The 13,807-nt window shown below is 60.7% G+C and carries 14 protein-coding genes; 7 read left to right on the top strand and 7 right to left on the bottom strand.

Annotation, left to right across the window (positions count from 1 at the left end; translation table 11 throughout):
- Window positions 1–5: 5 nt before the first annotated feature.
- From OP496_RS10360 to OP496_RS10350, 3 genes are all read right to left on the bottom strand, one after another.
- Window positions 6–746, bottom strand: coding sequence for an SDR family oxidoreductase (locus OP496_RS10360; protein ID WP_280563552.1), 741 nt, complete (start codon window positions 744–746; stop codon window positions 6–8).
- Between the two features lie 81 nt (window positions 747–827).
- Window positions 828–1,928 carry a branched-chain amino acid aminotransferase gene (locus OP496_RS10355; protein WP_280563551.1) on the bottom strand — a complete coding sequence of 367 codons (1,101 nt, stop codon included), beginning with the start codon at window positions 1,926–1,928 and terminating at the stop codon, window positions 828–830.
- Window positions 1,929–2,049: 121 nt separating this feature from the next.
- Entirely contained in the window at window positions 2,050–3,573 is a 1,524-nt protein-coding gene (locus OP496_RS10350) for a leucyl aminopeptidase (RefSeq protein WP_280563550.1), read from the bottom strand.
- A gap of 209 nt (window positions 3,574–3,782) precedes the next feature.
- On the opposite strand from OP496_RS10350, the gene lptF reads away from it, so the two are divergent.
- Window positions 3,783–4,865, top strand: a complete 1,083-nt coding sequence (gene lptF / locus OP496_RS10345; RefSeq protein ID WP_280563549.1) for an LPS export ABC transporter permease LptF — start codon at window positions 3,783–3,785, stop codon at window positions 4,863–4,865.
- Window positions 4,862–5,926: an LPS export ABC transporter permease LptG gene (gene lptG / locus OP496_RS10340; RefSeq protein ID WP_280563548.1), complete on the top strand. Its 1,065-nt coding sequence runs from the start codon at window positions 4,862–4,864 to the stop codon at window positions 5,924–5,926. Before lptF ends, lptG begins: the two co-directional genes overlap by 4 nt.
- Before the next feature lie 104 nt (window positions 5,927–6,030).
- Here lptG and OP496_RS10335 read toward each other — a convergent pair whose 3' ends face one another.
- Window positions 6,031–6,837 carry a hypothetical protein gene (locus OP496_RS10335; protein WP_280563547.1) on the bottom strand — a complete coding sequence of 269 codons (807 nt, stop codon included), beginning with the start codon at window positions 6,835–6,837 and terminating at the stop codon, window positions 6,031–6,033.
- Window positions 6,838–7,296: 459 nt separating this feature from the next.
- Window positions 7,297–8,259, bottom strand: coding sequence for an AraC family transcriptional regulator (locus tag OP496_RS10330; RefSeq protein WP_280563546.1), 963 nt, complete (start codon window positions 8,257–8,259; stop codon window positions 7,297–7,299).
- A 225-nt stretch (window positions 8,260–8,484) separates the two neighbouring features.
- Between OP496_RS10330 and OP496_RS10325 the strand changes: the two genes are divergently transcribed.
- Window positions 8,485–10,005, top strand: a complete 1,521-nt coding sequence (locus tag OP496_RS10325) for an aldehyde dehydrogenase family protein (RefSeq protein ID WP_280563545.1) — start codon at window positions 8,485–8,487, stop codon at window positions 10,003–10,005.
- A 104-nt stretch (window positions 10,006–10,109) separates the two neighbouring features.
- Here OP496_RS10325 and fabF read toward each other — a convergent pair whose 3' ends face one another.
- Window positions 10,110–11,375 (bottom strand): beta-ketoacyl-ACP synthase II, encoded by a 1,266-nt coding sequence (gene fabF / locus OP496_RS10320; protein ID WP_280563544.1) that lies wholly within the window; start codon window positions 11,373–11,375, stop codon window positions 10,110–10,112.
- A 114-nt stretch (window positions 11,376–11,489) separates the two neighbouring features.
- Between fabF and OP496_RS10315 the strand changes: the two genes are divergently transcribed.
- Entirely contained in the window at window positions 11,490–12,137 is a 648-nt protein-coding gene (locus tag OP496_RS10315; protein WP_280563543.1) for a TetR/AcrR family transcriptional regulator, read from the top strand.
- A 117-nt stretch (window positions 12,138–12,254) separates the two neighbouring features.
- Here OP496_RS10315 and OP496_RS10310 read toward each other — a convergent pair whose 3' ends face one another.
- Complete coding sequence (locus OP496_RS10310; RefSeq protein ID WP_280563662.1) at window positions 12,255–12,575, bottom strand: site-specific integrase; 321 nt, start codon at window positions 12,573–12,575, stop codon at window positions 12,255–12,257.
- Window positions 12,576–12,763: 188 nt separating this feature from the next.
- On the opposite strand from OP496_RS10310, the gene OP496_RS10305 reads away from it, so the two are divergent.
- From OP496_RS10305 to OP496_RS10295, 3 genes are all read left to right on the top strand, one after another.
- Window positions 12,764–13,108, top strand: coding sequence for a hypothetical protein (locus tag OP496_RS10305; RefSeq protein WP_280563542.1), 345 nt, complete (start codon window positions 12,764–12,766; stop codon window positions 13,106–13,108).
- A gap of 104 nt (window positions 13,109–13,212) precedes the next feature.
- Window positions 13,213–13,527 carry a hypothetical protein gene (locus OP496_RS10300; protein WP_280563541.1) on the top strand — a complete coding sequence of 105 codons (315 nt, stop codon included), beginning with the start codon at window positions 13,213–13,215 and terminating at the stop codon, window positions 13,525–13,527.
- Between the two features lie 99 nt (window positions 13,528–13,626).
- The coding region (locus OP496_RS10295) for an NAD(P)-binding domain-containing protein (RefSeq protein WP_280563540.1) at window positions 13,627–13,807 on the top strand (181 nt) is incomplete at its 3' end.

Genomic DNA, 13,807 nt, shown 5'->3' with positions numbered 1-13,807 from the left:
CTGATTTACACCCCGCCGTCGATATCGATCAACGCCCCCGTGGTAAAGCCGGCGTCGGCCAGCCATAGCACGCCGTTGGCGATTTCCTCGGGTTCGCCGATGCGGCCCATGGGGATCACCGAGTCGGCGACCTCGGGTTTGTCGGGGTTACCGCCACTGGCATGTATGCTGGTGCGGATGACGCCGGGACGTACGCCGTTGACGCGAATGCCTTCGCCGGCGACTTCCTTGGCCAGGCCTTCGGTCATGGTGTCGATGGCGCCCTTGGAGGCAGCGTAGTCGATGTATTCGCTGGCGCCCCCCAGGTGCGAGGCTGCCGAGCCGACATTGACGATGGCGCCGCCTTGTCCGCCGTGCTGGGTGGACATGCGCTTGATGGCTTCACGCGCGCAGATGAACGGTGCGGTCACGTTGATGCGCATCATGCGATCGACGCGCTCGAAACTCATCTCGTCGACGCGACTGATCTGGTCGACGATGCCGGCGTTGTTGACCAGCACGTCGAGACGTCCCAGTTCGCGGTCGACGGTGTCGAACATGGCGACGATATCGGCCTCGTTGGCGATATCGGCCTGGATGGCGATGGCGCGTCCACCTGCGGCTTCGATATCACTCACGATACCCTCGGCCGAAGCCTTGTCGCTGCGATAGTTGACCGCAACGGCGTAGCCCTTTTGTGCGCCAAGCTTGGCGATGGCGGCACCGATCCCGCGTCCGGCGCCGGTAATCAGCATCACTGTCGACATGGGGCCTCCTGACAAGAGAAGAGTCTGAAAAGAGAGAAATGACGCGGCGCGCGTTATGCCGCCGTGTCGTTCGACGGGACATCAGGCCAGACGCGTCAGCCAGTTGCGGGTATCTTCGCTGCGTCCGTATTGCAAATCGAGCAGTTCCTTGCGCAGGCGTTTGCCGACTTCACCGCCACTATCCGCCTTGAGACGAATGCTCTCGTCTTCGCTGCGCAGCTCGCCGACCGGGGTGATGACGGCGGCGGTGCCGCAGGCGAAGACCTCGGTAATCTCACCGGAGGCCGCACCGGCACGCCATTCGTCGATACTGATGTGGCGCTCCTCGGGTGTCAGGCCCTGGTCTCGGGCGAGCTCGAGGATGGAGTCACGGGTGACGCCTTCGAGGATGGTGCCGGTCAACTTGGGCGTGACGATGCGCCCGTCCTTGTAGATGAAGAACAGGTTCATGCCGCCGAGTTCCTCGATCCACTTGTTCTCGGCGGCGTCGAGGAAGGCGACCTGGGCGCAGTCGTGCGCTTCGGCTTCCTTCTGGGCTGCCAGCGAGGCAGCGTAGTTGCCACCGCACTTGGCAAAGCCGGTGCCGCCGGACGCAGCCCGCTTGTAATGCGAGGACAGCCAGATGGAGACCGGATTGACGCCGCCCTTGAAGTACGCCGCCGCCGGCGAGGCGATGACGTAGTAATCGACCTCTTTCGAGGGCCGCACGCCGAGGAAGGTCTCGCTGGCGATCATGAATGGACGCAGATAAAGGCTCGATTCCTCGGCGGCACTGGCCGGCGTCGGCACCCAGACATTGTCTTGGGAAAGCAGTGCCTTGAGCGAGCCGATGAAGTCCTCGTCGGAGAGCTCGGGCAGTGCCAGACGCCGCGCGGAGGCGCGGAAACGTTCGGCGTTCTTCTCGGGGCGGAAGGTCCATACCGAGCCATCGGCATGGCGATAGGCTTTGATGCCCTCGAAGATTTCCTGAGCGTAATGCAACACCGCTGATGCCGGGTCCAACGTCAACGGCCCGTATGGACGGACTTCGTGGCCATGCCAGCCGACATCGCTCGTCCAGCGGATATGAGCCATGTGATCGCTGAAATGACGACCGAAACCGGGGTTCTCGAGAATCGTCTCGCGTAGGGCGGCATCCTTGGGATGCGCGTTAGGCCGTATATCGAAGCCTGAAGAGGTCACTGAAGTTCTCCGTCAAATCTGGCGCTCGGCTGGATGCCGAGAATGGCATAGGCGCGTCGGACGAGGAAAGGCCGGCACGCCTGCTACTTACGTTAGCATGCAAATTTTTTGCTGCGAAGGGTCACTCGACGCTGGGGCGCGTCTCGTTGGCCTCGGTTTCGCGGTCGAGCAAGTATTGGGTCAACAGGCCTACGGGGCGGCCACTGGCACCTTTCTTGTCACCCGAAGCCCAGGCGGTACCGGCGATATCCAGGTGCGCCCAGGGATACGCATCGGCGAACCGCGACAGGAAGCAGGCCGCCGTGATGGTGCCGGCGGGGCGACCGCCGATATGGGCCAAGTCGGCGAAGTTGGAATCGAGCTGGCTCTGATACTCATCCCACAATGGCAGGTGCCAGGCGCGGTCCCAGGCGTTCTCGCCGGCGTCGAGCAAGTCCAGCGCCAGATCGTCGTCGTTGGATAAAAGCCCCGAGGCATGATGGCCCAGGGCGATGATCGCAGCACCGGTCAGGGTCGCGATATCCACGACGCTGGCGGGCTTGAAGCGCTCGATGTAGCTCAGCGCGTCGCACAGTGCCATACGTCCCTCAGCGTCGGTGTTGAGAATCTCGACGTTGAGCCCCTTGAGAGTCTTGACGATGTCGCCGGGTTTGATGGCGCGACCATCGGGCATGTTCTCGGCGCTTGCCACCACGCCAATGATATTGATCTTGGGCTGGAGCGCGAGCACCGTCTTCATGGTGCCGAAGACGCTGGCGGCGCCGCACATGTCGAACTTCATCTCGTCCATGCCGGCCCCTCCTTTGAGCGAGATGCCGCCGGAATCGAAGGTGATGCCCTTGCCGACGATGACGTGCGGGGCTTCGTCCGGGTCCTCGGCGCCGCGATACTGCATGACGATCAGGCGTGAGGGTTCCTCGCTGCCCTGGCCGACAGAGAGCAGGGCGTTGGCGCCCAGCGCTTGCAGGGCGTCCTCGTCGAGGATCTCGACATTCAATGCGCCCTCGGCATCCGCTGCCAGTGTTTGCGCCTGCTCGGCGAGGTAACGTGGTGTGCAGACATTGCTGGGCAAGTTGCCCAAAGTACGCGTCAACGCGACGCCTTCGCCGACGGCGGCACCGATGCGCGCCCCTAGTTCGGCCTGGGGCGTCTCATCCTGGTCACTGAGCAGCAGCGTCAGGCTCTTGAGGCGCGGTGCGGGCGCCGGCTGTGACTTGAAGTCGTCGAAGCGATAGCAGGCGCGATGCGCGGCTTCCAGCGTGACGCGCGCCTTCCAGGCGGTGTCGCGCTCGCCGACCGGTACGTCGGTGAAAGCGGCGGCCACGTCGTCGAGCGGCAATTTGATGACAGTGGCGAAGGCGGCATCAAGGGCCTTGATGAGTTGGCCTTCGCCGCACTTGGTGCGCTCGCCGAGGCCGACGAGCAGAAGACGCTCGGCACCGAGCCCTGGCGCGAAGGGAATCAATTGCACATTGCCGAGGCTGGGGTCGAAGTCGCCCCGGTCGAGAAGCTGGCCGATCAGGCGTTCACTGGCGTCGTCGAGCTTGTCCGCCGCCGGCAGCAGGTCCCCATCCTTGAAGACGGGGACGATCAGGCATGCCGTTTCGACCTTGGCCGGGTTGACGTTGATTACGGGGGATTCCATGAAGTCTCCACACGACTGAGCTGACATGACTTGTCTCGTGGCGAGACAAGTGTCCGGGTATTCTGGATAATGCCGACAAGGATGCCGGCGCTGAACGTACTCCAGTGTACGCAAAGCCGGAACGCAATGCATGGGGAGGGTGGTCGAAGGCTGCATTGGGCCCCGCAAGGGGTCGTCGTGGACCAGGGAACCGACCCGGGAGAAGACGCTTGATCGTATTCCGCTATTTGACGCGCGAGATCCTCGCCACCATGGCTGCCGTGGCCGGTGTGCTATTGCTGGTGATCATGGGCAGTCGCTTCATTCGCTATTTCGGCGATGCCGCGCAAGGGGATATTCCTGCCAACATTCTCGGCACCCTGATGCTTTTTCACCTGCCTGGGTTCATGGAGTTGGTGCTGCCGCTGTCGTTTTTTCTCGGCATCCTGCTGGCGTTCGGGCAGCTTTATCTGAATAGCGAGATAACGGTGCTGGTGGCCTGTGGTGTCAGCCCCAACCGGCTATTGCGGGTGACGCTGTGCTCGGCAGTACTGGTGGCGATACTGGTGGCAGTGTGCAGCCTGTGGCTGACCCCTAACGGTGCCCGTCACAACGAGATGGTGCTCGAGGAACAGAAAAGCCGGCTCGATTTCTCGGTGCTGCAGCCGGGGCGTTTTCAGGAGTTCGGCAGTGGACGCACCGCCTATACCGAGAGCCTCAACGATGATCGCTCGCGTATGGAAAACGTCTTCATCAGTCAGCGTCAGCCGCGTAACGACGGCATGCCGGAGACGATGATCACGCGGGCCGAAGGCGGCTATCAGACGGTCGACGAGGAGACCGGCAGCCGCTTTCTGGTGTTGACCGATGGCCAGCGTTACAGCGTCGAACCAGGCAAGAAAGTCGCCGAACGGTTGCAGTTCGATACCTATGCGGTGCGCCTATCGCGCGCGCGCGATCGGGTCGATCTCGACGCCGCCGAGCTGACCTCGACCCCACAGCTCATCGAGCGCGGCGATGACGAAGCCTGGGCCAATCTGCAGTGGCGGCTTTCCATGCCGCTGATGGTACCGATCCTCACCCTGCTGGCGCTGCCGTTGTCGCGGGTCAATCCGCGCCAGGGGCGTTTCGCCAAGCTGTTGCCGGCGATCTTCCTGCACATCAGTTACTTGAGTTTATTGCTAGCGGCTCAGGATGCCATATCGCGTGGTTCGCTGGCGTCGTCCATCGGCATGTGGCCGATCCACCTGGGGTATTTGTTGTTGGGGATCTGGATGACGCACCGTGATCAGCGCCGAGGGAGCCGCACATGATTTTCGACCGTTTCGATCGCTACATCGCGCGCAATGTGCTGGCGGCCATGCTGGTCGTGCAGGTCATGATCCTGGGGCTGGATCTGGTCATCTCCTACATCAACGATCTCGATGACGTCGAGGGCAACTACGGCGCTCTGGACGTCTTTGTGTATCTGTTGATGCGCCTACCGTGGCGGTTTTATCAGTATGCGCCGGTAGGCGTGTTGATCGGTGCCTTGATCGGTCTAGGCAGTATGGCGTCAAGTAACGAGTTGACGGTGATGCGTGCCTCCGGGCGTTCGCTGGCCCGCATTCTATGGGGCGCCATGAAGCCGCTGGGCCTGGTGATCATCCTGACCATGGCGATCAGCGAGTGGGTAAGCCCCGTGACTGAGCAACATGCCGAGGCCTGGCGGCTCGAGCAACTCGAGGGCGAGGGCGCGATTCTCTCCGAGCGTGGCGGCTGGCAGCGCGAGGGCAATGACTACTATCGCTTCGGCACCATTCGCGCGGACGACGTGGTCATCGATATCACGCGTTATCACTTCGAGGGCACGCAAATGGTGAGTGCCGAGCATGCTGACCGTGCGGTCTGGGAAAACGGTAGCTGGCAATGGCAAAACATCGAGGAAACGCGTTTCGAAGACGGGCGAACTGTCGTCGATACCACTGACAAGCGCACTTGGGACACCTCGTTCACCCCGGCCCAACTCAACCGCTTGTTGCGTCCGTTGGATAGCCAGTCGCCCAGCGACTTGTGGCGTTATGCCAGTTACCTGGACAACCAGGGACTCGAGGCCACTCAGCCGCTGTTGTACTTCTGGCAGAAAATGCTGCTGCCTTTCACTCTGGCAGGCCTGATGCTGGTGGCCGCATCGTTCGTGTTCGGGCCGCTGCGCACCGTGGCCGCCGGCACGCGCGTGTTCTACGGCATCATCGTCGGTGTCTCGTTCAAGTACCTGCAGGACCTCCTGGCCCCGGCGTCGATGCTGTTCGGCTTCTCGCCGGTGTTCGCGGTACTGGTGCCTACCGTAGCCTGCTATGTGCTGGGCATCGTATTGCTCAGGCGGACCGGCTGAGGGCAACGACACGCGGGCTACAACGCAGTGCCCCCTGTGCCATCTAGGCACAGGGGGCATTTTCGTTCATTGACGCGTGTCGTACAGGCAGCTTGCGTAAAAGCCTAGTCTGCCAGCGCGCGGTCGAGACGTGTGAGGATGCCGTCGACCTGGCGTACAGGCACCACCAAGGCATCGTCCAATGACGCCAGCGCGTCGAGTCGGTGTGGTAGTTGAGTGATCGCCAGCCCCATGCCTTCGTGGCATTCCCCGTGGTGATAACGCACGAAAGAGAGTTCCCCCAGTGCATCGCGGTCGCCGAGGTCGAGGCGCGCCAGCTTGCTGAACGCATCGACGCTATCGAGCACCGGCGAACGCGTCAGCGGTAGATGCGTCAAGTGCCAGGCCAGCCAGCCATCGCCGAGGCGCTCGGCATCGTTGCGTACGGCGCGAAACCAGAGCTGAACCTGTTCGAGGCGATAGCGTGCCCACGCAGGCTTGTCCATCCACAGCACGTCGGTGCTTTGAGTCGTGGCGGCATCGAGCTGTCCGGGCATGTAGACCCATGACTCGGTGAGCTGTGCCAGGCCGGAGGGTAGCGGCTCCTCGAGCATGCGTTCGCCGAGTGAGTCCAGCGCAGAGTCGAGCTGGCTGGGTGCCTCCGAGTAACCGACGCTATAGCGCCATACGCGTCCGGAAATCTCTTGAGTGACGATATGGTCTTCATCGAGTGCCATATGGCTCATCAGGTCGCGAGTCCCGAGCGAAGCATCCGCCAGGCCGGCGCGGCGCGCTTCAATGCACAGGCGCTTGAGCATCGGGTTGAGTGGCAGGCGGTGGTAGTCGCCGTAGCACTGGCCGTCTTCCTGAAAGGGAGTGAGGTCGAGGTGCAATCGCGGCGCGTCGCCGCTTTCGGCGTGACGTAATGTCATGGTGTCTCTCTTGTGAACACAAGGCATTGTCTGAAAACTGTCTGCGCTCGGCCATACTGCGTTAAAAATCAGCTCGGGCGCGAGTCCGATCAAAATGCGCATTTACACCCCGTAAATTCCGCCTTTTCGCTGATTTTTGCCTTGTCTGACCTTCGCTCGTCGACTTTTCAGACAGTGCCTAGATGCATCGCGGCGCGATGCAGGAAATGCCTACCCCAGTATGAATTCCGCGTGACACCCGGCTTGTTTTGTATCATGAGGCGTATCACGAGGAATTCTTTTCTTGCGCGGGTAGAATAAAATTTCGTTATATATTTTATCGGATTGACGCTGAAATGCAAGCACGCTCCTTGAGGAGATGCTGATGGAAAATGCATTTTAGGCGCATGCGTGGCGCCACGTGCTCGTGTGCAGGCGATGAGTTCTTGGGCGGTGGGTGAGTTCTTGGACAGTGAGTTCTCAGGCAATGAGAAGACGGCGATAGTCGCCGGGGGTGAGGCCATAGGCCGCCTTGAAGCGCCGGGTGAAGTGGCTGAGGCTACGATAGCCCAGCGAGTAGCAGATCTCGGTAATCGGAGCATCGGCCTCGCGAAGCCATTGACGCGCGCGTACCAGTCGTAGGCGTTGCTGATACTCGCCGGGCGTGTAACCGACCTCGCGCTGGAATAACCGGTACAGGCGCGCCTTGCTCATGCAGGCCTCGCGGGCCAATTGCGCCCCGTCCAGCGGCTGCTCGGGGTGGCGTTCCAGCCACGCCAGTGCGGCCGCAAGACCATGACGTGGCGGTGCCTGGCGGGTGTCGGCGAGCAGCAACTCACGCGACTGGGTACGCAGCAGGCGCACGATCAACTCGTCGATGTTGAGCCCAACCAGCGCATCGCGATCGGGATGATTCTCGCGGAAGAGGCCCATCAGGCGTTCGATCAGCGCCTGGGTGGTTGGGCCGTGCGGCACGTGCAGGGCATGCGGGTGATAGTGCCACTCGCCGAGTTCTCGCTCGCGTGGCTGGGCCTGGTTGAGGCGCTCGCTAAGGGCGTGAATGCGCGCGGGCTCGAGATCGATGGTCAGGCAGGTAGTGGGCGCGTCAGGGCGCGCGTCGGGAAAGTCGATGCGCACTTCCTGGTGCGGTGCCAGCACGAAGCTCTCGCCCGGCAAGAAGGTTTCCGGCGCGTCGGTGGCGCCACGCATCACCTTGCGCCCTTGCAGCATGCCGCAGTAGAGCACCCGCTCGGCGCTCAAGGCGACATCCTGCGCGGGCCACCAGGTATCGTAGATCGACAGCTCCGCATGCGGACCCGCGTAACAGATGCGATTCTCGATCAAGCGTCGTGTGCGGGGCGTGTCTGCCAGTTGCTCGAGCGCGCGGGTATTGTCCACTTGGGATGCCCGGGAGCGCGCATCGGGAGGCGTGACGGCGTGCATGGCGTACTCCTCAGCGGTACCGACGGTGTGGGCGTGGATGTCGCCCGTTACCTTGCAGTGTAGGCAAATTCGCTATCTGAGACTGGCAGACAAACGTCGGAGACTGGCAGGCAAACCGACGCTTGGCCGACACGTCATGCTGAGGACGATGCGCACTCATTTTCCAAGGGGCAGGGTCGCACACCAGATGATTCGCCCCGGCGCATTCGCCCAAGGAGACACGCCATGATCTACACACGCCCCGGCACCCCGGGTGCCGTCGTCGACTTCAAGTCGCGTTACGAGAATTTCATCGGCGGCGATTGGGTGGCGCCTGCCGACGGTCGCTATCTGGACAACATCACCCCGATCACCGGTGAGGTCTTCTGTCAGGTACCGCGCTCATCGGTTGCAGATATCGACCGTGCGGTGAAGGCGGCACAGCAAGCCGCCCCGGCCTGGGGCAAGATGCCGCCCGCCGAGCGCGCCAATATACTGCTCAAGATCGCCGATCGCGTCGAGCAGAACATCGACAAGCTCGCCGTAGCCGAGACCTGGGACAACGGCAAGCCGGTCCGCGAAACCAGCGGCGCCGACATCCCGCTGGTAGCGGATCATTTCCGCTATTTCGCCGGTTGCCTGCGCTCTCAGGAAGGCACCATCAGCGAAGTCGATGAAAACACCGTGGCCTATCACTACCATGAGCCCTACGGCGTGGTAGGGCAGATCATCCCCTGGAACTTTCCCATCCTGATGGCGACCTGGAAGCTGGCCCCCGCGCTCGCCGCCGGTAACTGCCCGGTGCTCAAGCCAGCCGAGCAGACCCCGGCCTCGATCAATATCTTCCTCGAGCTGATCGGCGATCTACTACCGCCGGGCGTGCTCAACGTGGTGCACGGGCTCGGTGAGGAAGCCGGCGAGGCGCTGACCACGCATGAAGGTGTCGCCAAGATCGCCTTCACTGGCTCCACCCCGGTGGGCAGCAAGATCATGGGCAATGCCGCCAAGCGCATCGTGCCGGCCACACTGGAATTGGGCGGTAAGTCGCCCAACGTGTATTTCGAAGACGTGCTCTCGCATGGCGAGGCCTTCGCCGAGAAATGCATCGAAGGCTTGCTGATGACCTTCTTCAACCAGGGCGAGGTGTGTACCTGCCCGTCTCGCGCGCTGGTGCACGAGTCGATCTATGATGAATTCATGGCACGTGCCATCGAACGCGCCAAGACCATTCGCCAGGGCGATCCGCTGGATACCGAAACGCAGATCGGTGCCCAAGTCTCCAAAGAGCAGTTCGACAAGATCCTCTCGTACATGGATATCGGCCGCGAGGAGGGCGCCGAATGCCTGCTTGGCGGCGCCAAGGCCAATCTCGAGGGCGAACTGGCGGGTGGCTTCTACGTGCAGCCCACCATTCTCAAGGGCCGCAACGACATGCGCGTCTTCCAGGAGGAAATCTTCGGCCCCACGCTCGCCATCACCACCTTCCGTGATGAAGAGGAAGCGCTGGCTATCGCCAACGACACCGAGTACGGGCTGGGCGCCGGGGTCTGGACCCAAGACATGAATCGCGCCTATCGCATGGGCCGGGGCATCCAGGCCGGGCGCGTGTGGACCAACTGCTACCATCAATATCCCGCGCACGCCGCCTTTGGGGGCTACAAGAAGTCCGGCATCGGCCGCGAGACCCACAAACTGATGCTCGATCACTACCAGCAGGTGAAATGCGTACTGGTCTCCTACAGCGACGACCCGATGGGGCTTTATTGAGAGAGGGCTGTATTGAGTAACCGCCATCCACGAAACTGAGTCGCGTCCGACTCATGCTTTGCCGCTTCCTCGGGAAGCGGCATTTTTGTAGGCGATCAGTACTCTTAAACCTTGCTGACGATCAGGGCGGCGTTCACCCCACCGAAGCCGAAGCCGTTGCACAGTACGTGCTGGCTGCGGTGCTCGCGTGCCTCGCCCGAGACGAAGTCCAAGTCGCTTAGATCCTCGTCGGCATTTTCCAGATTCAGGGTCGGGGGAAGCTGATCGTAAATGGCCGCCAGGGCGGAGAAGATGCTTTCCACGCCGCCGGCGGCGCCGAGCAGATGGCCAGTATTCGACTTGGTGGCGGAGATCGGAATACCGGCCAGGGCGTCACCGAACGCATTGCGTAATGAGGCGACCTCGGCCCGGTCGCCGACCGGCGTCGAGGTCGCGTGGGCGTTGATGTGACCGATGTCATCAGGCGTGAGTCCCGCCATCCGCAGCGCGGACCGAATGGCGGCTGCGGCACCGGCGCCATCCTCCGGCCCGGCCGTGATGTGGTGAGCATCCGCGCTGGTGCCATAACCGCTGAGGTAGGCCAACGGCGTTGCTCCGCGCGCCTCGGCGTGGGCCAGGGTTTCGATCACCAAGAGCCCCGCGCCTTCGCCCATAACGAAGCCGTTGCGGGCCTGATCGAAAGGACGCGATGCCTTGGCGGGCGCGTCCTGCTCGGGGGAGAGCGCCTTCATGGCATGAAAGCTGGCCAGCGAGAGCGGGTCGATACAGGCCTCGGCGCCGCCCACCAGAGCCACCTCGGCCTCACCGCTGCGGATCATGCGCATGCCATCACCGATGGCCTGCACGCCTGCCGCGCAGGCCGTAACCGGGCAGCCCAACGGCCCATTAAAGCCATAGCGAATCGACACATTGCCCGCCGCGAGGTTAGCCAGGAAGGCCGGCACGGTGAAAGGGGAGAGCCGACGATGCCCGCGCGTCGAGAGCGTATTCTGCGACTGGGTGATGGTCGGGAAGCCGCCGATGCCGGAGCCCACAATGGTCGCGGTGGCCAGTCGGTCCTCCTCGCTTTCCGGGAACCAGTTAGCCTGGGCCAGCGCCTCGTCGGCAGCGGCCATGGCATATAGGCTGAACAGCTCCATCTTGCGACGTTCCTTGGCATCGGCCACGCGATCAGGGTCGAAGCCTGCTTCCGGGTCGCTCTCGATGCCGGGCACCGAGCCCGCGATCTTGATCGGCAGCTCGCCGGTATCGAAGCGCGTGATCGAAGAAATGCCGGAGCGACCGGCCAGCAGGCGCTCCCAGTTGGCGTTGACGCCGCAACCGAGGGGGCTGACCATGCCCATGCCAGTGATGACGAGCGGTGAAGACATGCTAGTGTCCTGAACAGCGTTAGTTTCGTGCCACGCTAGCACCGAGCTTGATATGATCAAGATAATATTCAGCGTCTATTCAGCCCCTATTCTGAGCAGCAACGTGAGGTCGCCATGTCCGACTCGACGAATCGCAAAGCCAAATCGCGCGAGCGCATTCTCAAATCGGCCGTCGAACTGTTCAGCCGCCAAGGCTTCGAAAAGGTCTCCATCGGCCAGATCATGAAACTGGCCAAGATGACCCACGGCGCCTTCTATGCCCACTTCGCCTCCAAGGAAGCGCTCTACCACGCCTCGGTGCGCGAAACCCTGGAAAGCAGCCGCGCGGCAAGATTGGTCAAAGGGCCCCTTTCGATGCAGCACCTCACGGAACTGGTCTCCAACTGCTGGAATCTCCAAGAGCTGGAACGCAAGCACAAACCGGGGCCCGAGACGGTGCTGTTCAACGAGATCGGCAACGAGAACGCCGAGATCCGCACGCTCTTCGAAGCCTCCTACCTGCGCATGAAGAAGATGCTGGAAACCCGCCTCATCGCCCTCAGCCGTCTCAAGAAACTCCCCTTCGAACCCGACCGCGACGTTATCGCCGACAAATCCCGCGTCATCCTCTCCTCGCTGGTCGGCGCCGTCGCCATCGCCAAAAGCCTACCCGACGACCAGGAACGCCAGCACATCCTCGAAGCCGCCCAACGCAACATCCTGCAGATGCTCGGCGTCGACGAAAACGAACTGGAAAACATGCTGGGTGAAGCCAGACAGTAGTCCCTGCGTGAACCAACTTCTTCTCATGCTTTCGTGGGCATTGCTCTCCATGTAACGGCTAGTTACGGTACAGCAAAGGCTACTTAAGAAGACTAATGACCAGGCACTACGCAGAGACTATCGCTTGGATGGTAGCCGCTCATCGCCGCATGCACAGGTAGGGGCGGTAGCGTGGCTGAAGGCCCAAGTCCATGCTTCAGCCCAATGGGCTACGTACGCTGGTAAAGCTTCTCTCAGTACAGCCGATAGAAGAAAAAGAGCTTCCGAGGCCTGATTCTGCGTGGCCGCTGCCACATGGCGCTGTACCGCAAGATGCTCCAAAAAAGCTTTCACTTCGGAGCCACCCATGCTGGCGAGGTGACGCAAGCCATTGAAGCGAATGAGATAATGTATCCAGTAGCAGTAAGTCTTCACGGTGCGAGGGCTGTAGCGCTTCACCCTCAACCCCAATAAAGCTTGCAAGTACGCAAATCCTACATAACGTGCCGTATTATTATGAATACTTTTTAAAATCAATGGGTAAGATGCGAAATGGCGAGCTGAATAATATTATTGAACGCGCGCGCTCGTTCAAGTGGCAAAACGAGCGTGCTATATAATACCTGTTACGTATGAAGGAGAGCAAAGTGCCGAATGTAATAGTCGTGCCGGAAACAGAAGAATTCACAAATCATGTATCACATGAAAACGTGATTTGGATTACATCGAAACTAGGCATTCCTAAACTTAAGGAGAATAACGCCACCTATATAGCTCCATACTGGCTGCATGGAACTAAGGGCGTTAATCGAATTTATCACATCGCCGAGTCCAAGCCGGGCAAAGAAGCAGCAACATTCGTCTTGGGCAATTCATTTGTAGTCCCGGATCACTGGACTGGCATGGGCCAGCATCGGAGGTTTGAGTATCACGCTCTGTCTACATTTGGCTACGTGGAAATCTGCCCCGGCTTATTGACGCGCGAGAATTAATCTATGTGCGTCGATATACGTAACAAAGTGCATCAATTCGCTACGGCCTTCGGCCTTCGCCGGACGCCCTCCTGCGTCGGGCGCCGTTGTGCACGGCGTTATGCATGTATCCGCAACATCCAATATTGGAAGTGTTTATGGAAATTTTAAAAATAGTCGCAATAGTGGCAGGGTTTATTTCAGCGGCTTGCTGGCTGAGAGCAAGCATAGTAAAAGTTACCCGTGAACAAGAGGTCGAGAGACGCAAAGAAAAATCTGAGAAGAAAGGAGAAACACCAAATTTAGCTGGAGTCTCACTAGATGGTTGGGATATGTCAGGTACATTTCGTGCTCAATCATGTTGGAACTCGATTGCAGCGGTAATGGCAGCCCTTTCAATCTCAGCGCAAGCGTTATCGCAATTAATGCAAAATGCATAACCAAGCAATCAAGTGCGCTCCCTGCGGTCGCCGGACGCTCGTTCCTCGCGCTGCTTATTGCGAGCGTTATGCAACAATTTAGAGACTAGAAGGAGTTTTATGGAAGATGCGAAAACACAAGTCAGCGTGATCGGTCTTGGTGCCATGGGACGCGAGATCGCGCGCAATCTGTTGGCGGCGGACTATGACGTAACGGTGTGGAACCGTTCGCCGGAACCAGTGAACGAACTGATCGAGGAAGGGGCAACCGCTGCACAAAGTCCGGAACAGGCGTTTTCTT

It is taken from the genome of Chromohalobacter sp. 48-RD10, assembly GCF_029889785.1.
Taxonomy (GTDB): Bacteria; Pseudomonadota; Gammaproteobacteria; order Pseudomonadales; family Halomonadaceae; genus Chromohalobacter.
This window is presented reverse-complemented; position numbering and strand designations above follow the sequence as displayed.